The organism is Streptomyces sp. NPDC050625 (assembly GCF_040654755.1).
Classification (GTDB): domain Bacteria; phylum Actinomycetota; class Actinomycetes; order Streptomycetales; family Streptomycetaceae; genus Streptomyces.
This window is the reverse complement of the sequence record NZ_JBFAIQ010000005.1, coordinates 426,880-446,922: the sequence shown is the minus strand read 5'-3', so window position 1 is coordinate 446,922 and position 20,043 is coordinate 426,880. Positions and strand designations below refer to the sequence as shown.

Below are 20,043 nucleotides of genomic sequence, written 5' to 3'. Positions count from 1 at the left end.
AGGGCCGAGGAGTTGACCGGCGGTCAGCAGGTTCCGCCGAGCAACTCCCGCAGCTCCGCCACAACCGCCTTCGCGTCCGTCCCGTCCAGTGCGGAAAGCGCGGCACGCCACTCGTCGTTCGCCTCTTCGACGCACCCCCGGCCGCGCAGCAGGAGCCCGTACTGGTGGCGGGCGAGACCGCCCATATAGCGATCGGCGCGGTCCTCCGCCCGGCGCAGCAGTTCCGCGCACTCGTGCCAGGCGCGCTCGGCATGGCCCAGCCGCCGCAGTGCGCGGACCAGGCCGAGCCGGGTCTGGGACTCGCCGTGCCAGTCGCCGTGGCCGCCGAGGATGCGCAGGCTCTCCTCGAAGTGCGCGGCGGCCGCGGCCGGTTCGCCGAGGGTGAGATGGGCGTAGCCCATGTTGCAGTGCGCCGAATGCTGCACGATGACGGCGCCGATCTCGTCCCCGATGGCCAGCGAGCGCCGGTGCTGCTCGATGGCGGCCCGGGGGTCGGTGTGCTCGTACAGGTTGCCCAGATGGCTGAGGGTGACGGCCTCGCCGTAGGGGTCCTTCAGCTGCCGTGAGTACTCCAGGCTCTGCCGCAGCGCGTCCTCGGACTCGGCGTACCGTCCGAGCCCCTCCAGCAGCAGACCCCGGTTGTTGAGGCAGCGGCGGATCCAGGACCTCGTACCGAGGTGCCGCCAGATCACCAGCGCCTGGTCGTTGAGACGGAGTGCGTCGTTCTGCCGACCGGTCAGAAAGTGCAGCCCCGCGAGATCGCCCAGCGCATACGCCTCGGCGGCCTCGTCCCCGAGCCTGCGGGCGGTATCGAGGCCGGCCCGGCCGAGCACCTCCATCTCGGCGACACGGCCGCGGCGCTGGACGTACGGGAAGAAGAGGCGGATGAGGGTGGACAGGTGGGCGGCCGTGCGGCCGTCGGGCGCGCCGACTGTCGTGGGGTCGGCGGGGTGCGCGTACGGGGATACGTCTGGCGATGCGTCCGCGTGCCGCTCCACCAGCGCGACGATGTTCTCCAGCTCCACATCGCCCCAGGCGAAGGCCTGTTCGGCGGATTCGAAGGGCGGTACGGCCGCCACGTCCGCGGCGTGCCCGGGCGGCTGCGCGGCGGTCGGGCGGCGGCGGTCGTCCTGGTCGAGGCCGGGTTCGACGATCGCGGTCAGGGCGCGCTCGGCGACGGCGGCGTACCAGCGCAGGGCCGCGACGGCGGCGTCGGTGCCGTCACCGGAGGCGGCGTCGGCCCCCGCCAGTTCGCGGGCGAAGTCGCGGACCAGGTCGTGCGGTGCGTAGCGGCCGTACGCCGTCTCCTCCAGGAGAGCCACGTCGAGCAGGCGGTCCAGGGCGGCCTCGGCCCGGCGCTCGTCGGTGCCGGTGAGGCGGGCGAGCAGGGGTGCGCCGTACGCCGGGAGGTCGAGCGTGCCGAGGCGGCGCAGGGCGAGGGCCGCGTCCCGGTCGGCCTCGCGCTCGGAGGCGGCGAGCGCGTCGTGGGCGACGGCCAGGGAGCGGCGGACGCTCAGATCGTCGTACTCAAGGTGGTGCAACCGCCCTTCGGTGGCGGCCAGTTGAACGGCCAGGACGTCAGGGGTGAGCGCGCTGCGGGCGGCGAGCCGGGCGGCGACCACCCGCAGGGCCAGTGGCAGGCGCCCGGTGAGGCCGACGAGCGGGTGCCCGGCGTGGAGCCCGTCGCGGCCGCTCACCGCACGCAGCAGCGCGGCACTGTCCTCGCCCGTCAGCGGCCCGAGCGGAAAGCGGCGGGCGCCGTCGAGGGCGGTCAGGGGCGAGCGGCTGGTGACGATCACGGCGCAACCGGGGCCGGCCGGGAGCAGGGGGCGTACCTGAGCGGCGTTCGCGGCGTCGTCCAGGACCATCAGGGTGCTGGTCGGCGCGAGGATGGAGCGGAGCAACGCGGCTGCCGCGTCCGGGTGTTCGGGGATGCTCCGGGAGTCCGCACCGAGGTCGCGGAGCAGCGCGGCGAGCGCCTGGGAGGGGGCGAGCGGGGGCACTCCGGGGGTGGCACCGTGCAGATTGACGTACAGCTGGCCATCGGGAAAACGTTCCCGCAGCCGATGGGCCGCGTGCAGCGCCAGGGCGCTCTTGCCCACGCCGGCCATGCCGGTGATGACGGCGACGGCAGGGGCCTTCGGGTCGACGAGCAGGCTGCGCAGTTCGTGCAGTTCAGGGGTGCGACCGGTGAAGTGCGCGGGCGGCGGAGGCAGTTGAGCCGGCGCGGGCTGTCTGTCAGCGGGCACCCGACCTTCTCCAGTATCCGGGCCCCCGCCATCGCCGCCGGTCCGGCTCTCGCCACCGGTTCGGCTCTCGCCACCGGGCCGGCTCTCGTCGCTGGGCCGGCCCACGTCACCGGTCCGGCTCTGGTCGTCGGATCCGGACGGCTGTCTCTGCGGGGTCTCCTCGGGCGCGGGCGGCACCTGGGCGGCTCGGGTCTCGACGGCCACGGCTCCCGGACGGCCGTCGTACGACGGCTCCGCGCTGCCCGCTCCCCCGACGACCGGTGCAGAGAACCCCCGGAGCACTTCGACATGGGCGGCACGGATCGCGGGGCCGGGCTCGATGCCGAGTTCCTCGACCAGACGGGTGCGCAGGTCGCGGTGGACGGCGAGGGCCTCGGCCTGGCGGCCGGTGCGGTGCAGGGCGAGCATCAGCTGGCGGTGGTAGGCCTCGCGCAGCGGTTGCTCGACGACCAGGGCCGCCAACTCCGGTACCAGGCCGGACAGTCGCGTACCGCCGACGGCGAGCTCGGCGTCGTACCGCCACTCGATCAGGAGCAGCCGCGCCTCCTCCAGTCGCTGCACGAAGGCGTATCCGCCGAGTTCGGCCGAGACCCCGCTCAGCGGCGTGCCGCGCCACAGCGCCAGCGCCGCCGCGCAGGCCCGCAGCACCCCTGCCCAGTCCCGGCGGGCGTGCGCGGCCCGTGCCTCGGCCACCCGTGCGTCGAAGACATGGACGTCCAGCTCGCCCTCGTCGACCCGCAGCAGATAGCCCGGCGCCACGGCCCGCAGCCGCTCGGGTTCGTCGAGGAGCCGGCGCAGGCGGGCGACGTGGTTGTGCAGCGAGGCCTGCGCCGACGCCGGGGGCGCGCCGCCCCACAGCGCGTCCTTGAGCGACTCGACCGAGACGACGCGGCCGGCCTCCAGCAGCAGTGCGGCGAGCAGGGCGCGCACCTTGGGACTGCCGATCGCCCGGACCGCGGGACCGGAGCCGTTGCGGTCGCCGGTGTCGTGGGTGAGAGCGGTGTCGTACACGACCCGGTCGTTCTCGGCGCCGTCGCCGGGGTCGTCGGCGTCGTACTCACCGCTGTACGAAATCCCGTACAGCGCTCGCTCATACAGAACGGGTGGTCCCAGCAGCCCGAACCGCAGCCCGCACCGCCGCATCACGCCCGCTCCACTGCCTTCCCGCCCGGTCGCGTCCGACCGTGCCCCTCGGCGGGCACGCCCGCCGTCCATGGCGGATTCCCGCCCTGTCCGAGGCGGTTTCCCGCCACCCTCTCCCTGTCGGTCCGGGCCGGAATCCGCTACGGTTCCGGCTTACTCCCGTCGCTCTGCGTCGACTTCACGCCAACTGCCTCGCGACCAGCGGAAGAACCGTTGGCCACATGTTAGCGATCCGTTGGTGCGCCCTGATGTGATCACTGCATCGGATCTGGCCGGCCGGCGCGCGCGTGCGACGCGTAACTCGGGGGAGTTCGCCGTAGGCCAGATCCGGGGACACAAGAGGGCCCCGGTCGGCGGAGGTGAACGACCGGGGCCCTCGTCCCCACTTACTCTTCTCTTCTTCCCTGCGCCGGACAACGCGTCAGACGACGGGCGGGCGCCCCAGCCGGGTCAGCCGCCACACCGTCCGCCAGCGCATGGGCCGTCGCTCACCGGCCGGCTCCCGCAGCCCTTCCACGAACCCGCCGAACCAGGCCCGCAGCCCGCCCGCCGAGCGGGTGCGCAGCAGGGTGAGCAGCGCCCAGACCCCGAGGTGGACCGGGATCAGCGGCAGGGGCAGCCTGCGCCGGACCAGCCAGACGCGGTTGCGGGCGGTCACCCGGTAGTAGATGGCGTGCCGGGCGGGCGAGGTCTTCGGGTGCTGGAGAAGCAGTTCGGGCGCGTAGAGGATCTTCCAACCGGCGTCGGCGGCCCGCCAGGCCAGGTCCGTCTCCTCGTGCGCGAAGAAGAACTCGGCGGGCCAGTCCCCGGTCTCCGCCAGCATCGCCATGCGCAGGGCGTGCCCGCCGCCGAGGAAGCCGGTGACATAACCGCCCCGCATGGGGTCCGAGTTGCCGACGCGGGGCACGTGCCGCTGCTGCGTCTCGCCGTGCTCGTCGGCGATACGGAAGCCGACGATGCCCAGGCGCGGATCGGCGGCGTACAGATCCCGCACGCGGCGCAGCACATCGGCGTCGACCAGCAGTCCGTCGTCGTCCAGCTCGACGACGACATCGACGTCACCGAACTCCCGGAGCCGGGCCAGGGCGACATTGCGCCCGCCGGGGCAGCCGAGGTTCTCCTCCACGTCGATGGTGGTGACCTCGCCGGGAAGCGACAGCCGCAGGGCGAACTCGGGCAGCCGGCACCCGTTGCCGACGATCACGATCCGGGCCGGGGGTACGTCCTGCTTGGCCACGGACTCCAGCAGGGCATCGACTTCGGCGGGCCGGTTCCCCATGGTCACCACGGCAACGGCGATCCTCGGCTCCACCACGTCTCTCACCCCATCCGGCCCTGGGCGGCGCCCGCGTCCTGACCGCGTGGCGCTCGCCGTTCACCAAGATGTTGCCTCAAGGGCGGTAGTTGTCCCGGGGCCGGTTTAGTTTGCGCCCTTTTTACGGCGGTTTTCCTTGCGCCGCACGAACGTCGGCCCCGACCAGCCGCCCCCCAACGCGGCGACCTTCACATCCACGACGCCGAGGGGCAGGGGCATGTCGCGGAGATCGTTCTCGGTGATGTCGCCGGGCGCCCCGGGATGTCCCACTGCGCCGGGGCACGCCACAGCCGCACCTGCTGTGCCGGTTTGATACCCATCTTCCGAACGAGGGGGCCCCGAGTAGCCGCCGCCGACCGCGGAGGATCCGCCCATGTGCCGCCTCCGGTGCTCGCGTGTCCCGTGACAACGACCCACGCGCTCCGGCTGCCGCAGCCGTACACCGCCCCAGCCGAGCGCGGCGGCCGAAGGCCCACGCGCCCAGCCCTGTCAGCAGGGCCGCCCCGACTCCGTGTCAGCAGGGCCGCCCCGACTCCGTAGACCGGCAGCCACAGGGTGGTCGTGGATGCCGGACAATCGGCAATGGCGTCATGGCTGTGGACGACCTGCGCATCCGGGCCGTCGCCGAGGTGATCATCGCGGAGACCGGCGGTGACATGAACCGTTTCGACTCCGCCAAGCACCTCGCCTCATGGGCCGGAGTCTGTCCCGGCCACCACGAATCCGCCGGCCGCACCAAGAACACCAGGGTCCGCCCCGGAAACCCGCATCTCAAGGGCGCCCTCGGCCTCGCGGCATTCGGCGCGGCCACGGACCAAGGACACCTATCTGCGGGCCCGCTACAAACGGCTGGCCGCACGCCGCGGACCACTCGAAGCCCTGGTCGCCATCGAGCACTCGATCATCACCGCGATCTGGCACATGCTCACCGACAACGTCCCCTACCAGGACTTCGGCGGCACCTACTTGACCCGGCGCGACCCCGAACGCGCCACCCGCCGGACCATCACCCAACTCAACCAACTCGGCCACACCGTCACCCTCAATCCGAGGGAAGACGCAGCCTGACCGCAAGACCAGACGCCCGTCGGCCCACAGCCACCGGGCACAGCCCTGCCCAAACAGCCCCTGACCTGACCCTATGAGGGCTGGGGCTCACCCTTCCGGTGCGTTGGGAGCACCCTTTCCGTGGGGGAGCCGAGTCCGGGTCAGGAGGCCCGCGATGCAGGCTTACGTGGGTATCGATGTGCACCGCCGGCGGTCGCAGATCGCTGCGATCGGAACTAGTCCTGTGGGACGTCCTCATCAGCGAGACCGCTCATGTCGAACTCGGCATCGCCCATCGTCGGCCCGCCGAGAAAGCCGTTCATGAGGTCGTCCAGGTCGATCGTCGTGGCACCAGCCGGAGCGGTGGGCCTGGTGCCCTCGCGCATCCGCAGTGTCAGGCCGAGCCTCTTCACCTTGGCGTTCTCGGCCAGCTTGGCAAGGTCCATGTCCACCTGGGACAGCTCGCCGTTCTTGAGCGTGAAGTCCGCCGTCACCTTGGCATCGGGGGCGTCCTTCAGGTCCTTGTCCGTCGGCAGCTGCATGCCCGGCGGCAGGTCCTTCACCAGTGGCCGGATCTCGCCGAACAGCTCGGTGATCAGGGTGCGGAAGGGGGCCGTTGCGGTGACGTGCTCGGTGCCGTCCCCGCCGTCGGCTGTCTTGAACTCCACCTCACGGGCGATGACCTCACGGAGGGCCTTTACGAGCTTCTTCTGCGTCTTGGCGTCGAGGGACGGCGTGGGACCGCCGTCGGCCTTCTGGCCCTCGGCGGCGGCCTTGTCCATCTCCTTGGTGTTGAACTTCACCCACTTGCCCTCGATGACGTCCTTCATCGCCCCGGCCTCCGGGGGCAGATCGTCAGCGTCCGGCAGGGGGCTGCCCATCGTCTTGCCCATGGCGTCCATGTCGGCACGGATGTAGGTGTAGTCGCCGATCACCCGGTACTCGGCAAGGTCGCCGTCCGGGGTGCTGACCTTCATGGCCGTGCCGACGAGGTCCTTCTCGCCGGACTCCTCGAGCGGCTTCTTCGACTGCACGGCCACAGTGATCTTCGCTCCGCTGAGCAGTTCGGCGGCCTCGTCCGGGATCTCCTCACCGGGTGCGGGGTCGGACGCGGCGTCCATCGCCTTCAGGGACGCGACGTCGGTGTCCAGGTCGAGCTCGAAGGAGAGCGTGTTCTTCTTGCCGAGTTTCTCGAAGGCCCGGTCGAGCTTCTTGCCGGCGGACAGCTGCTCCACCGTTCCGCAGGCGGCGGAGCCCGCGAGGACGGCACCGACGACGGCGGTGGCGGTCAGGGTCTTGCGTATGGCGTTGATGATGGTCTCCTCGTGGCTCCGATCACAACGTGATCGATCACAAGACTCACAACCCGCCCGCGGGGTTGCCCTGTCCGTCTCGCGACCCGGCGGCCCGAACACGGTCTCGCGTTGACTAGTGCTCGTCGCAACACCCCAGTTCAGGGGATGCGATGGACTTCAAGAATCGAACGCGCCGAGGAGTGAGTTGACCGCGCCCCCGTCGCCACAGGCTGGGCCGCCGTGATCCACGCGTGGGTAAGCGAGGACGACGCTTACTGACCCACGAGCCCGAGGCCGATCGCAGCAGCAGATGTGTCCTGTCGGGCCCCGACAGCGCCTCGAGCAGCGGCCCCACCCCTCGGGGCCGCACCGCACGCTGTATGGATCCATCAGCGCCGCAGCGCCTCCACCGGTTCGATACGGGACGCCCTCCATGCCGGATAGAGACCGGCCAGGACGCCGGTGGCGAGCCCCACCAGAGGGGCGGCCGCGACCGTGCCCGGATGCAGGACGGGAGTCCAGTGGCGAGCCAGGGCCACACCGACCACGGTGAGTACCCCGAGGCTGGTGCCGACCAGTCCGCCGAGCGCCCCCAGTGTTCCCGACTCGGCCAGGAACTGGGCGGTGATGTGCCGGGCGCGAGCGCCCAGGGCGCGCCTCAGGCCGATCTCGCCCGTCCGCTCCAGCACCGCGACGAGGGTGGTGTTGGCGATGCCGACCGCGCCGATGACCAGGCAGATCCCGGCCAGCAGCAGAAACAGCTGACTGAGGTCGGAGCCGACCCCGGAGCGCAAACCGCGGGGGTCGGGCGGCGGTACGGCCTTCAGGTACTCGGGGTGGTCGGGCCGCAGCGCCGTCGGGGCCTCTTCCGCGACCTGCCGGGCGGCACCCAGCTCCGTGGCGACCAGCATGCTCGCCTCGCCGGGCCCCGGCCGACCCCACAGCTCCTCCGCCGAGGTGCGCGGAACCACCACGCTGAGCAGCAGATCGGCCTTGCGCTCCACGTTCTGGACGATGCCGACGACGGTGAAGGGAGCATCCCCGATGAACACCGCTGGATGCGTCTGAAGCGTGGTGATCCCGAGCCTCGCGGCCGTCCCCTCGCCGATGACCGCGACCCGGCCCCGGCTGGCCATCGCGTCGTCGTACAGCCGCCCCTCTGTCAGGGTCGGCACGGCTGCCCGCAGCACCCCGGGTGAGGCGGCGACCACATCGATCGCCTCTCCTTCACCTCCGGCAACGGGAGCCGACCTCACGGTCGACGCCCGATCGTCGCGCACCGTCCAGAAGACCCCTGCCGCACGCACTCCGTTGACGCGGCTCATGCGGGCATCGGCGTCTTCGGGGAAGGCGGGTCCGATCAGCCCGTCGGGGTCATGGACGGCGTCCTCCACGGTCACCTCGGTGGCGGTGAGCGCGTTGAACCGGGAGTCGATCTGGGAGGACGTGGTGGAGGTCAGCCCGAGTATCGCGACGAAGGTGCCGACACCGAGCACGGTGCCGAGGGCGGTCAGCACCGACCGGGCGGGGCGCTGCAGCATCCCGGCGCCCGCCTCGGAGAACAGGTCGCGCATCTTGAACGAGGAGCGGTCGATGCCCTCCGCGATGCCCTTGTGAGCAGGTGATGTCATACGGCTGCGGCCTCCCGGCGCTCCGCGAGCATGCCGTCGCGGATGGACACGGTCCGTCCGCCGCGCGCGGCCACCTCCGGGTCATGCGTGATCAGCACGACGGTCAGCCCTTCCGCATGCAGTTCCTCCAGCAGTTCGAGCACGGTGCGGGCGTTGGCCGAGTCCAGGTTCCCGGTCGGCTCGTCGCACAGCAGCAGCGACGGTCCGCCCGCCAGGGCGCGAGCGATGGCGACCCGCTGACGCTCGCCTCCGGACAGCCGCGTGGGAACCGAGTCGACACGGTGTTCGAGCCCGACCCGGATCAACGCCTGCCTGGCCCGCGTCATCCGCTCAGCCCGGGCGACGCCGTTGTACATCATGGACATGGCGACGTTCTCCAGCGCCGAGCGGTGCGGCAGCAGGTGGAAGGCCTGGAAGACGAAACCGATCCTCCTGCCCCGCAGCGCCGTGCGGTCGGCGTCGCGCAGTGCTCCGGTGTCGTGCCCGTCCAGCAGATACGTCCCGTGCGTGGGGGCGTCCAGCAGTCCGGCGATGTTAAGGAACGTGGACTTGCCGGAGCCGGAGGGGCCGACGACGGTGACGAAGTCCCCACGCCGCACCGTCAGATCGCAGGGCTTGAGCGCCGCCACCGGTGGCGGTCCGGGATAGGTCAGCCCGACCTGGCGAAACTCGATGACCGGGTGCGACGAGAGGGAATCCGTCACGGCCCACTCCCCTCCCGCTTGACGCCCGTGACCACCTGCTCGCCCTCCGCCAGCCGGGCCGAGCCCACGGGCTCGACGGCCACGAAGCCGTCGCCCGCCGTTCCGGTACGCACCTCGACCCGCCGTTGCCTGCCGTCCGCCTCGACGACGGTGACGGTGGTACGGCCGTCGGCTCCGGCGGTGAGCGCGGTGATCGGCACGACCAGCGCCTTGCCGTCGGTGCGGGCCGCCTCGATGGTCAGCCGGACGTCCTGTCCGGCCAGCTTCGGGTCCAGCGGCCGGTCCGGGTCGGCCCGGAGCAGATACCCGCTCTGCCCCTGCTGACCGGAGGCCGCGCCCTGCTCCCCCGACACACTGCTCTGACCGTCGCCTTCGCCGCCGCCCGGCGCGGTGAACGACTCGGCCAGGTAACCCACCGTCGCACGGGCCTCGACTCCGGTCACTTCGGAGTAGATCCGCACCCGCTGCCCTTTGTGGACCAGACCCTTCTGATGCTCCTGCAGATATGCCCGCACCTGCAGGCGGCCGGCCGACACCGTCATCACCGTGCCGTCGACCGGCCCCCCGACGCGCCCTGCCACGGCGTCCACCCGCGCGGGGAACCCCTGAAGGAAGACGACCTCACCCGCGGGCAGCCGCGGCCCCACCGCGGCCTTCACCTCAGCCAGATCCGCTCGCGCGCGGTGCAGATCCTCCCGGGCGTAGCCGAGGTTGCGTTCCGCGTCCGCGCCCTCGGCCGCCTCGGCTTCCGCCACCGCCCGCTTTGCCTGGGTCACCGCCTGCTGGGCGGCTTTCACCCCTTCCCCGCCGTCGTCGAGGGCGGGCAGCGGGTCGTAGCCGATGGCGGCATAGAAGGAGTTGAGGGCGGTCTTGGTGCCCGCGCCGAACGTCCCGTCGGGGTCGCTGCCCGTACCGTGGCCGAGGGCGCGCAGCGCCCGCTGCAGTTGTCTGACGTCGTTGCCCTTGGCACCGGGCTTCAGGTCCCGGTACATCGGAACCTTGCCCGGCAGTACGAACACCGGCCGACCCGACACCTCCAGGACCACCTGCCCTGCTTTGACGTTCGCCCCTTGTTTCACCGGCAGCTTCGTGACGACCGGAGTGGCGGCGTCCGCCCCGCCGGCCATCTGAGGTGCCACATCCACGCTCTGGCCGGCCACCACCTGCCCTCGGACGATGACCGAAGAGGTCAAGACCCGGTACTCCACAGGCGAGGTGAGCACGGTGCGCCCCGGCGGCCGAGCCTCGGCGGCGGCCTGGGCCGGTGATTTGATCACCGTGGCGGCGAGCATGCCGCCGATGGCGAGCAGGGCGGCCGCGCCCGCGACGATGGCGGCCCACCGGCCGCGCCGCGAGACTCCGGAGCCGGGCACGGCCTCCGGTACTTCGCGGTCCGATTCCTCCAGTACCTCTATCCGCTCCATGTGAGGTCAGCCGCCGACGATCCCCGACCGCCCGTCAGCAGGCGAGCACTTGGCCGCCACATCTGCGAAGTCTCGCTTCACCTTTGCGGCCAGCTCATCGCTGAGCTTGATCTCCGCCGTCCTGGGGTCGGGGTCCGGGTATTCCGGAACGCCGTTCTCCCGGAAGCAGGCCGTGATCTTTCGGGCCGCCTCGACCGCGTCGGCGGAGGCCTTCGGCTGAGTGCTGTCGGGCAACTTGCTCCGGCACGTGTCCTCGGCGGCCTGCTGCTTTGCGGCACCTGCCGCAGCGGCCTTCTCCTTGTCGACCCGGAGATGACCGCTGTCGGTCACTTCCAGGGCCATGCCCTGCTTCTCCAGACACCGGTAGTAGGTCACTTCCTGCGCATCGGCGGCGGATGCGCTCGGCGCCGCACCCTGGGCATCGCCCGAGGCCGAGCAGCCTGCCGAGAGGACGCCTGCGGCCACTGCGGCAAGCAGGAGCTGAGTTCTTCGACGGGCAGACGGCATCGCAACTCCAGTTGCTCGACCAGGGATTTTGCGCAGACTGCGCAACAGCGGGGACCGCAACCTACGACATCACTGGTATGCGATCAACTGTTTGCAACTCCCTGACATGCCGCTCACGACGATGATCACATCTGCGCACCCCCCACTGCGCATCACAGGTTGACTTCTCTCCCAGGAGTGACATGAGCAGGACCAACGCAGTGCGTTTTGCCGCCGGGGCCACGCTGGCAGCGACCGTGTTCGCCGGGACCGTTCTGGCCGGCGCGGGCAGTGCCTACGCCGCCACGAACCTCGATGGCCGTCTTGAGTCCGGTGAATTCGGCCTCTATTACAACTCCGGCGGGCTCGGCTGCGTCCGGGACAGCTACTACGACGACAACACCTTCGTCGGCGACAACTTCAAGGACCCGTCCGGCGTCAACTGCGCCGGTGAGGGACAGACCACCAACGACAACACTGCTTCCTACTGGAACCGGGACGCCTACCAGTGGGAGGTGGACACCGACGCCTACCGGAGCGGCATCAAGGGCTGGATTCCGGCCGGCTACTCGGGTGACGCGTCGTCCAACTTCAAGAACGAGATCTCCTCGAACTACATCGACTGGTGATCTTCCACTGATCTTCCACTGATCTTCCACGGGCGGGATCCGGTCTGCGCTGGATCCCGCTCGGTCACCCCTGAGGTCTCTGATGTCCTTGCCTGTCCGCCGCGTTCCGCGGCTCCTCGTCGCCCTGACAGCCGCCGCCGTGGCGGTTACCGGGTGCTCCGCCGGCGGCGGCCCCACGCACGGGGCATCGGAGCCCGAGGTCTCCGCCATCCCGGTCCTGACGGACTCCGCCGATCTGGCGCTCCCGCTCGACGCGTACGAAGGGACTCCCGAGGAGCGGGAGTTGCTGGTGAAAGCCCAGCAGGTCCTGACCGCCCGATGCATGGACCGGCTCGGCTTCGACTACCGGCCGCCGCAGCAGTCCGGGGCGGCGAAGGAGTCGCCGAACAGCCGAATCTACGGGGTCACGGACCCGGAGACAGCTGCCCGATACGGCTACCGCAGTCCGGAGGGAACAAACTCCGTCGCCACCAGGGCGAAGGGCGTGCCCCTCAGCAAGGCGGAGGAGACCGCTCTGTTCGGGGCCCCCGACCTACGGCCCGACGAGTTGCCGAAGAACCAGCAGGAAGCAGAGAGCGACAGCAGCGACGGGGGCGTACCCGTAGGCGGGTGCATCAGGGAATCCTTCCTCAAGCTCTACGCCCCGGACCCGGAAAGTGTGGACGTCCTCTACGTCTTCCAGCTGAAGTCCGAAGCAGAGACGAGGGCCCGTACCGACTCACGCATCGAGCGGGTGAACGCGCGATGGTCCGCGTGTATGGCCAAGTCCGGCTATAACGCCAAGGAACCGATGAAGGCGGCCGAAGAGCTCGGCTTCACCGACGCGGAGCTCGGAGGACCCAAGTCGATCACAGCGGCCACCGTGGACGTGGCCTGCAAGAAGAAGACCAACCTGGTTGGAACGTACTACGCGGTCCAGTCCGCCTACCAGCGACGGCTTGTCGAGGAGCATGCCGAGACCTTGAATCTCGCGCGGCAGCAACTGCGCGACAGGCTGCGGCTTGCCGCAACCCTGACCTCCTAGCTACTAGCGGCCCCTTACGGCACCAAGAGGCCGTACCTCGCTGGGGGTAGGGCCTCCGGCCGTCTGCGCGGCCACTCTTCCTGGACCGTTACTGTGCGTGTGCCGACTCATGAGGTTGGTGCCGCGGCAGGACCGCCGGGACCGCCTGGTGGAACTGTCCGGACTGCCGCCGATCCGGCTCCACGACGCCGCCGCGAGGCGGCGAGCCTGACGCTGGCCGCCGGCGTCGCCCCGAAGGCCGTGCAGGCGATGCTGGGGCACGCGTCAATGCGGAAGACGACCGACACCTACCAGACGGTGCTGCCGGAGATGCACGCCGCGACCGCCTCCGCGTCCCTGGACCTCATCACCGCCTACCGGAAGGCAGAGCAAAAGGCCGGGAAGACCGCGACAAAGAAGGGGAAGAAGGGAAAACAGAAGGCCAGGATCGATAAGGCAAGTGGATCAGCCATGGAGTGATCAAGACCACAAAGCGCCAGGTCAGCAGCTATGACCTGGCGCTTTTTCGTGGAGCCGCCTTCGGGATTCGAACCCGAGACCTACGCATTACGAGTGCGTTGCTCTGGCCATCTGAGCTAAGGCGGCGCGCTGTCCGCACTATGGTGCGATCAGCAACGTCGGTAAGTCTACACAGTTTCCGGGGGTGCTCCGACCACGCCCCGGGAGCGGGGCTCCCGGGGCCCGGCGGGGTGGCTACGAGCAGCGTTTTCCCTGTGTGGGGGGCGTTCCTTGGAGGAGGTAGGCGTTGATCGTGGAGTCGATGCAACTGCTGCCGCGGCCGTAGGCGGTGTGGCCGTCGCCGACGTAGGTCAGGAGGCGGCCGGAGGAGAGCTGGCGGGCGAGGGACTTGGCCCAGCCGTACGGGGTCGCGGGGTCGCGGGTGGTGCCCACGACGACGATCGGCGCCGCGCCCCTGGCCTCGATGCGGTGGGGTGCGCCGCTGGGCCGCACCGGCCAGTAGGTGCAGTTCAGGGAGGCCCAGGCCAGGCCCTCGCCGAAGACCGGGGACGCCTTCTCGAAGGCGGGGAGGGACTTCTTCACCTGGTCGGGGCCGGTGAAGGCCGCCGGGAGGTCCAGGCAGTTCACCGCGGCGTTGGCGGACATCAGGTTCGTGTAGTGGCCGCTGCCGCTGCGTTCGTAGTAGCTGTCGGAGAGGGAGAGCAGTCCGGCGCCGTCGTTCTCGTTCATCGCCGAGTTGAGCGAGTCGCGCAGCTGCGGCCAGGCCCCCTCGTCGTACATCGCCGCGATCACCCCCGTGGTGGCGAGCGCTTCACCGAGCTTGCGTCCGTCGGAGTCCCCCGTGGGGACGGGGTGGGCGTCGACCTTGCGGAAGAAGGCCTTGAGGTGGTCGCCGACCTGGGCGGGTGTCGTGCCCTTGCCGCCGAGCGGGCAGTCGGACTGCCGTACGCAGTCCTTCGCGAACGCCTGGAACGCGGTCTCGAAGCCCGCCGTCTGGTCGAGGTTCAGCCTGCGTGCGGTCAGGGACGGGTCCATCGCGCCGTCCAGGACCAGGCGGCCCACCCGCTCCGGGAACAGCCCGGCGTAGGTCGCGCCGAGGAACGTCCCGTACGACGCGCCCACGTAGTTCAGCTTCGGGTCCCCGAGCGCCGACCGCAGGACGTCCATGTCCCGTGCCGCCTCGATGGTGGAGACATGGCGGAGCAGGCCGGCCGAGTGGGCCCCGCACCCCTCCGCGAACTTCTTGTACTCCCCGACCAGCGCGTTCGTCTCCTTCTGGTCGTCGGGGGTGACGTCCGTCTGCGTGTACGTGTCCATCTGGCGCCCGTCGAGACACTCGACGGGCTCACTGCGGGCGACGCCTCGCGGGTCCATCGCCACCATGTCGTAGCGGGCGCGGACCGCCTCCGGGTAGCCCAGGCCGGCGTACTGCTGCAGGTACGCGACCGCCGAGCCCCCCGGCCCGCCCGGGTTGACCAGCAGCGAGCCGAGCGGTTTGCCCTTGTCGGTGGCCTTCTTGCGGGCGACGGCGAGTTTGATGTCTCCCGCGCCGGGCTTGGCGTAGTCCAGCGGGGCCTTCAGCGTCGCGCACTCGAAGTCGGGGACGCCGCAGTCGCGCCAGGCGAGCTTCTGTCCGTAGTACGGGTTCAGCGCGGCCGGCGTCGAGCGGGGCAGCGCGGCCAGCGCCGCCTCCGCCTCCGCCGGTGCCTCGCCGGTCGACGCGGGCGGGTTCCCTGAGGAGCATGCGGCGACGAGCAGGGCGGCTGCCACGAGGAAAGCGGCCGCGGCCCCACCATGAGGCCGGGGTCGAGTTCGAAGGCGAAGTCGGGGTCGAAGTCGGGGTCGAGGTCGGCGGGAGGTTCGCCTGGTGTGCATCATCTGAGCGTAACCCTGAGCGACGGTATAAGTGCTGTGCGTCCGGAATGCGGCCCTTACGGATGACGTCGTCAACCGCGGGTGATGAATTCAGCCTGTTCTCAATGCCATTGTCAGCCCGCTCTCAGAGCCATGGTCATCGCCTCCACCGCCAGCAGGGGCGCCACATTGCGGTCGAGGGCCTCACGGCAGGCCGAGATCGCCTCGATGCGGCGCAGGGTCGACTCCGGAGAGCCGCCGCGGGCCAGCCGCTCCAGGGCGTCCTCGGCGTCCGCGTTGGCGATGGCCACACGGGAGCCGAGCTGGAGGGCGAGGACATCGCGGTAGAACGCCGTGAGGTCGGTCAGGGCGAGGTCCAGGCTGTCACGCTGCGTGCGGGTTCTGCGGCGCTTCTGCATGTCCTCCAGGTCCTTCATCACGCCCGCCGTGCCGCGCGGCAGCCGCCCGCCCTGGGCCGCGCCCAGCGCCGCCTTCAGCTCCTCGGTCTCCTTGCCGTCCATCTCCTCGGCGAGCTGCTTGGCGTCCTCCGCGGCCGCGTCGACCAGCTCCTGGGCAGCCCTGAGACAGGAGCCGACCTCGTCGAGGCGCAGCGGCAGCTTCAGCACGGCGGCGCGGCGCTCGCGGGCGGCAGGGTCGGTGGCCAGGCGGCGGGCCCGGTCGACATGGCCCTGCGTGGCGCGGGCCGCGGCGGCGGCCACGTCGGGCTCGATGCCCTCGCGCCGTACGAGCATGTCGGCGACGGCGTCGACCGAGGGCGTGCGCAGGTTGAGGTGGCGGCAGCGGGAGCGGATGGTGGGGAGCACGTCCTCCAGCGACGGGGCGCACAGCAGCCAGACCGTGCGGGGGGCGGGCTCCTCCACGGCCTTGAGGACGGCGTTGGCGGACTTCTCGTTCAGCCGTTCCGCGTCCTCGACGAGGATGATCTGCCAGCGGCCGTTCGCCGGGGACGTGAACGACTTGCGGACCGTGTCCCGCATGTCCTTGACCAGGATCTCGGAGCCGACCGCGGCGACCGTGGTGACGTCCGCGTGGGTGCCGATCAGCGCCGTGTGGCAGCCGTCGCAGAAGCCGCAGCCGGGGGCTCCGCCGAGGGCACGGTCGGGGCTCACGCACTGCAGGGCCGCGGCGAAGGCCCGCGCCGTCTGGTTGCGGCCCGCGCCGGGCGGGCCCGTGAACAGCCAGGCGTGCGTCATCTTCGACGCCTCCGGCGGCGGGGCGTCCGTGGCGGCCGCGGTGACGAGCGCGTCGGCGTCCCGAGCGGCCGCGTCGAGCAGCTCGCTCACCTTCTCCTGCCCGACGAGGTCGTCCCACACCGTCATGGGTCACGCCGCCCTTCCGTCACATTTCGCGTTCCGGTGTCCATTGTGCGGGCGACCACTGACAGCCAGGGACCGTGGTGACGTTCCCGGTCAGCCTCTGCGTCCCCGCCCGCGGCCCCGGCCGCCCTGGCCCTCGTCGTACCCGTCGTCCTCGTACGACCCCAGCAGCTCGTCCGCGAGCGTCGGCAGATCGTCCAGCGGTGTCTCCTCGGCCCAGTCGGACCGCGGCCGCCGTCGCGCGACACCGTCCTCGTCGACCTGCGGAAGCTCCCGCGTACGGTCGTCGGGGGCGGCGGGACCGGCGGCCGACCGCTCGTCCCGGAAGAACCCCTGCGGCATCCGCTCCGCCGGGTCCCCGCCCCGCACGGGAGGCAGTACGGCGGTCTCGTCCGCCGCACCGGGAGCGACCGGAGGCAGTACGGCCGTCTCGTCGGCAGCACCCGGAGGTACCGGCGGCTGTGGAAGCTTCGCCGTCACCTCGGACTCGGACTCCCCGGACGGCTTGCGGGACCGGGCGGACGGCCGAGCGCCGCCCTGCTCGCCCTCGGCACCGCCCTTCGGCTCCTCCTCGTCCGCCCGGACCGGACGCAGCACCCGCGTCTCGTCCGCCGCGCCCGGCTTCACCACGGGCGTCGGCACGGTCGCCGCCTCCCGCGCGGTGGCGGGAGCCTCAGGCCGGGGTGTCGAGGTGACCGTCGGCTGGGGTGCCGCGGGCTGCTGTGCGGCCACGTCTGCGGCGGCCGACGCCGCTGCCGCCTGGCGCCGGGCCTCCTCGGCGCGCAGCAGCGCCGCCTCGGCCTTGCGCTGCTTCTCCAGGCGCCGGGCCTCGGCCTCGGCGTGCAGCCTGGCCTCCTCCTCGGCCTGCTTGCGCCGCCGCTCCTCCTCGGCTCTGCGCCGGGCCTCCTCGGCGGCCCTGGCCTCTTCCTCGGCGAGGAGCCGCGCCCGCTCCTCCTCGGCACGCCTGCGTGCTTCCTCGGCCCGCTGCCGGGCCTCCTCCGCCTGCCGCTCGGCCTCGCGCCGCTGCGCCTCCTCCAGCTCGCGCCGCTTGCGCTCCTCCTCCTCGGCGCGCAGCTTGGCGAGCTGTTCCTGGCGCTCGCGCTCCAGGCGCTCCTCCTCGGCCTTGCGCGCGGCCTCCTCCTCGGCCTTGCGGCGGGCCTCCTCCTCGGCGGCCTTGCGGGCCTCCTCGGCGGCCTTCACCTCGGCCTCGGACAGCGGCAGCACGGTGTCGAGCCGGTGCCGGATCACGGTGGTGACGGCCTCGGGCTCCTGGCCCGCGTCCACGACCAGATAGCGCCCGGGGTCGGCGGCGGCCAGCGTCAGGAAACCGGCCCGCACGCGCGCGTGGAACTCGGCAGGCTCCGACTCCAGCCGGTCCGGAGCCTCGGTGAACCGCTCGCGGGCGGCCTCCGGCGCGACGTCCAGCAGGACGGTCAGATGGGGGACCAGTCCGTTGGTCGCCCAGCGGTTGATCCGGGCGATCTCGGTCGGGGACAGGTCCCGGCCCGCCCCCTGGTAGGCCACCGACGAGTCGATGTACCGGTCGGAGATGACGACGGCCCCCCGCTCCAGCGCGGGCCGTACGACCGTGTCGACGTGCTCGGCGCGGTCCGCGGCGTACAGCAGCGCCTCCGCCCGGTGCGAGAGCCCCGCCGACGACACGTCCAGCAGGATCGAGCGCAGCCGCTTGCCCACGGGTGTCGCCCCCGGCTCGCGGGTGAGCACGACCTCGTGGCCCTTGGCCCGGATCCACTCCGCGAGGGCCTCGGCCTGGGTGGACTTCCCGGCGCCGTCGCCGCCCTCCAGGGCGATGAAGAAGCCGTTCGTGGCCGGCTTCTGTGCCGGGTCGTCACCGCCGAGCAGCGCGTCCCGCAGGTCGTGCCGCAGCGGCACGCCGGAGCGGTCGTCGACCTTGGCCAGCACCAGCGCGGCCACCGGCAGCAGCAGCGCGCCGACCAGCATCAGGGTGAAGGCGGCGCCGCCGTGCGCGAACACGAACTTGCCGTTCTCCAGCCGGTGCGGGCCGATGAGGGCCGCCACCACGGGCGCGATCAGCGCGCCGAGCGCCACGAAGACCCGTACGACCGCGTGCAGGTGTTCGGTGGTGCGCGGTCGGCGGTAGTCCTCGGTCTCCTGGTCGAGCAGCGTGTGCCCGGTGTTGGCGGCCACGCCCGCGCCGACCCCGGCGAGCGCGACGATCAGCAGCACGCTGGTGACGTCCGGGACGAGCCCGGCGGCGAGCAGCGCGACGCCCGTGAAGGCGATCGCCAGCGACAGCAGCCGGCGGCGGGACAGCGACGGCAGCACGGCGGGGGCCGTACGGATGCCGATGACGACTCCGCCGGTCAGGGCGAGCACCAGCAGGCCGTACAGCACCGGGCCGCCGCCCAGGTCCTTGGCCTGCAGCACGGACACGGCGACGGCGGCGGCGATCGCCCCGGCGACGGCGGCGCAGGCGAGGACGAGCAGCGGAACGGCCCCCGTGCGGCCGTTGTCCACGCCCGTGCCCGTCCTGGGGCGGCGCAGTCCCTCCAGCGGGGACCGCGGGCGTGGGGTGCGCGCGTCGGGCAGCTCCAGGTACGTCAGCACGGACAGCGACGCGGCGAACAGACCGGCCGCCACGTACGAGCCGAGGGCCGCCTGGTGCTGGGCGAACCAGGCGCTCACGGTGCCGAGGAGGTTGTTGAGCAGCGCCGCGGCGACGAGGGCGGCGGCCGCCAGGGGGACCGCCACGAAGCCCGTGCGCAGCGACAGGCGGCGCAGGGCGTCCATGTGGTCCGGCAGCGGTCGTACCGTCGCGCCCTCGGGGGGCGGGGCGGGCAGCAGGGCCGGGGCGGCGCTCTCCCGGCACACCGACCAGAAGCGCTCGGCGACCCCGGTCACGAAGGCGGTGACCAGCAGGACCGGCAGCGCGTCGGCCGGTGTCCAGTCGATCCACAGGGGCGCGATGATCAGCAGTACGGCGCGCAGACCGTCGGCGCCGACCATCGTCCAGCGGCGGTCGAGCGGGCCGTCCTGCGAGGTCAGAGAGGTGAGCGGGCCGAGGAGTACGGCGCCGAAGAGCAGGGTGGCCAGGATGCGCGCCCCGAAGACGGTCGCCACTGCGAACGCCACGCCCCGGTACTCGCCGCCGAACGAGCCCTCGGCGATCGCCGCCTGGAGGGCGAGCAGGACCAGCACCAGGAGCGCGAGGGCGTCGCCCACGCCGCTCACGAGCTGTGCGCTCCACAACCGCTTCAGCTGCGGCTGGCGCAGCAGAGCGCGGACCGCCCGCTCGCGGGAGTCCGCTACGAGGGCGTTGTCGGGCGCTGTGGTGAGGGCCGTTGGCTGCTCGGCTCGCGTCATGCTTTCAGCCTATCGGCAGGGACCGACAGCCCGCCGCGCCCGTCCGAACGTGCGCACGCCCCGACACCAAAGTGATGCCGGGACGTTCGCTTTGCGAACAA

At 71.7% G+C, this 20,043-nt stretch carries 14 protein-coding genes, 1 tRNA gene and 1 pseudogene; 5 read left to right on the top strand and 11 right to left on the bottom strand.

Annotated features, from left to right (window positions below; genetic code table 11):
• Positions 1-23: 23 nt before the first annotated feature.
• Together AB0I54_RS15205 and AB0I54_RS15200 are read right to left on the bottom strand one after the other, a co-directional pair.
• Positions 24-3,392, bottom strand: coding sequence for a BTAD domain-containing putative transcriptional regulator (locus AB0I54_RS15205; protein ID WP_363296528.1), 3,369 nt, complete (start codon positions 3,390-3,392; stop codon positions 24-26).
• Positions 3,393-3,813: 421 nt separating this feature from the next.
• Positions 3,814-4,707, bottom strand: a complete 894-nt coding sequence (locus AB0I54_RS15200) for a glycosyltransferase (protein WP_363296428.1) — start codon at positions 4,705-4,707, stop codon at positions 3,814-3,816.
• A 590-nt stretch (positions 4,708-5,297) separates the two neighbouring features.
• Between AB0I54_RS15200 and AB0I54_RS15195 the strand changes: the two are divergent.
• Positions 5,298-5,453 (top strand): annotated as a pseudogene (locus tag AB0I54_RS15195) (transposase); the annotation flags it as partial.
• A 175-nt stretch (positions 5,454-5,628) separates the two neighbouring features.
• Positions 5,629-5,775: a hypothetical protein gene (locus AB0I54_RS15190; RefSeq protein ID WP_363296535.1), complete on the top strand. Its 147-nt coding sequence runs from the start codon at positions 5,629-5,631 to the stop codon at positions 5,773-5,775.
• 215 nt (positions 5,776-5,990) lie between these two features.
• On the opposite strand, the gene AB0I54_RS15185 is transcribed toward AB0I54_RS15190, so the two are convergent.
• The 5 genes from AB0I54_RS15185 to AB0I54_RS15165 form a co-directional block, all read right to left on the bottom strand.
• Positions 5,991-6,989, bottom strand: a complete 999-nt coding sequence (locus AB0I54_RS15185) for a hypothetical protein (protein ID WP_363296427.1) — start codon at positions 6,987-6,989, stop codon at positions 5,991-5,993.
• A 449-nt stretch (positions 6,990-7,438) separates the two neighbouring features.
• Positions 7,439-8,680, bottom strand: a complete 1,242-nt coding sequence (locus AB0I54_RS15180; protein ID WP_363296426.1) for an ABC transporter permease — start codon at positions 8,678-8,680, stop codon at positions 7,439-7,441.
• Positions 8,677-9,384, bottom strand: coding sequence for an ABC transporter ATP-binding protein (locus AB0I54_RS15175; protein ID WP_363296425.1), 708 nt, complete (start codon positions 9,382-9,384; stop codon positions 8,677-8,679). The genes AB0I54_RS15180 and AB0I54_RS15175 overlap by 4 nt, the downstream gene beginning before the upstream one ends.
• A complete protein-coding gene (locus AB0I54_RS15170; RefSeq protein ID WP_363296424.1) occupies positions 9,381-10,808 on the bottom strand; it encodes a peptidoglycan-binding protein in 1,428 nt (475 codons plus the stop codon). The genes AB0I54_RS15175 and AB0I54_RS15170 overlap by 4 nt, the downstream gene beginning before the upstream one ends.
• Before the next feature lie 6 nt (positions 10,809-10,814).
• Complete coding sequence (locus tag AB0I54_RS15165) at positions 10,815-11,273, bottom strand: hypothetical protein (protein ID WP_363296423.1); 459 nt, start codon at positions 11,271-11,273, stop codon at positions 10,815-10,817.
• Positions 11,274-11,497: 224 nt separating this feature from the next.
• Between AB0I54_RS15165 and AB0I54_RS15160 the strand changes: the two genes are divergently transcribed.
• The 3 genes from AB0I54_RS15160 to AB0I54_RS15150 all read left to right on the top strand — a co-directional run bounded on the left by AB0I54_RS15160 (position 11,498) and on the right by AB0I54_RS15150 (position 13,406).
• Positions 11,498-11,923 carry a hypothetical protein gene (locus AB0I54_RS15160; protein ID WP_363296422.1) on the top strand — a complete coding sequence of 142 codons (426 nt, stop codon included), beginning with the start codon at positions 11,498-11,500 and terminating at the stop codon, positions 11,921-11,923.
• An 82-nt stretch (positions 11,924-12,005) separates the two neighbouring features.
• Positions 12,006-12,947 (top strand): hypothetical protein, encoded by a 942-nt coding sequence (locus tag AB0I54_RS15155; protein WP_363296421.1) that lies wholly within the window; start codon positions 12,006-12,008, stop codon positions 12,945-12,947.
• A 267-nt stretch (positions 12,948-13,214) separates the two neighbouring features.
• Positions 13,215-13,406, top strand: a complete 192-nt coding sequence (locus tag AB0I54_RS15150; protein ID WP_363296420.1) for a hypothetical protein — start codon at positions 13,215-13,217, stop codon at positions 13,404-13,406.
• Positions 13,407-13,455: 49 nt separating this feature from the next.
• Here the strand turns inward: AB0I54_RS15150 and AB0I54_RS15145 are convergent.
• The 4 genes from AB0I54_RS15145 to tmk form a co-directional block, all read right to left on the bottom strand.
• A tRNA-Thr gene (locus tag AB0I54_RS15145) sits at positions 13,456-13,532 on the bottom strand.
• Positions 13,533-13,640: 108 nt separating this feature from the next.
• On the bottom strand, positions 13,641-15,281 hold the full coding sequence (locus AB0I54_RS15140; protein WP_363296419.1) for an alpha/beta hydrolase: 1,641 nt from the start codon (positions 15,279-15,281) through the stop codon (positions 13,641-13,643).
• Between the two features lie 113 nt (positions 15,282-15,394).
• Entirely contained in the window at positions 15,395-16,600 is a 1,206-nt protein-coding gene (locus tag AB0I54_RS15135) for a DNA polymerase III subunit delta' (RefSeq protein WP_363296418.1), read from the bottom strand.
• Between the two features lie 90 nt (positions 16,601-16,690).
• Complete coding sequence (gene tmk, locus AB0I54_RS15130) at positions 16,691-19,942, bottom strand: dTMP kinase (RefSeq protein WP_363296417.1); 3,252 nt, start codon at positions 19,940-19,942, stop codon at positions 16,691-16,693.
• Between the last annotated feature and the right edge of the window lie 101 nt (positions 19,943-20,043).

Bases quoted from the DNA above. Each gene is read 5' to 3' on its own strand.
- AB0I54_RS15205 (WP_363296528.1), bottom strand. From the start codon at position 3,392: ATGCGGCGGTGCGGGCTGCGGTTCGGGCTGCTGGGACCACCCGTTCTG.
- AB0I54_RS15190 (WP_363296535.1), top strand. From the start codon at position 5,629: ATGCTCACCGACAACGTCCCCTACCAGGACTTCGGCGGCACCTACTTG.
- AB0I54_RS15180 (WP_363296426.1), bottom strand. From the start codon at position 8,680: ATGACATCACCTGCTCACAAGGGCATCGCGGAGGGCATCGACCGCTCC.
- AB0I54_RS15170 (WP_363296424.1), bottom strand. From the start codon at position 10,808: ATGGAGCGGATAGAGGTACTGGAGGAATCGGACCGCGAAGTACCGGAG.
- AB0I54_RS15160 (WP_363296422.1), top strand. From the start codon at position 11,498: ATGAGCAGGACCAACGCAGTGCGTTTTGCCGCCGGGGCCACGCTGGCA.
- AB0I54_RS15155 (WP_363296421.1), top strand. From the start codon at position 12,006: ATGTCCTTGCCTGTCCGCCGCGTTCCGCGGCTCCTCGTCGCCCTGACA.
- AB0I54_RS15150 (WP_363296420.1), top strand. From the start codon at position 13,215: ATGCGGAAGACGACCGACACCTACCAGACGGTGCTGCCGGAGATGCAC.
- AB0I54_RS15140 (WP_363296419.1), bottom strand. From the start codon at position 15,281: ATGCACACCAGGCGAACCTCCCGCCGACCTCGACCCCGACTTCGACCC.
- AB0I54_RS15135 (WP_363296418.1), bottom strand. From the start codon at position 16,600: ATGACGGTGTGGGACGACCTCGTCGGGCAGGAGAAGGTGAGCGAGCTG.
- tmk (WP_363296417.1), bottom strand. From the start codon at position 19,942: ATGACGCGAGCCGAGCAGCCAACGGCCCTCACCACAGCGCCCGACAAC.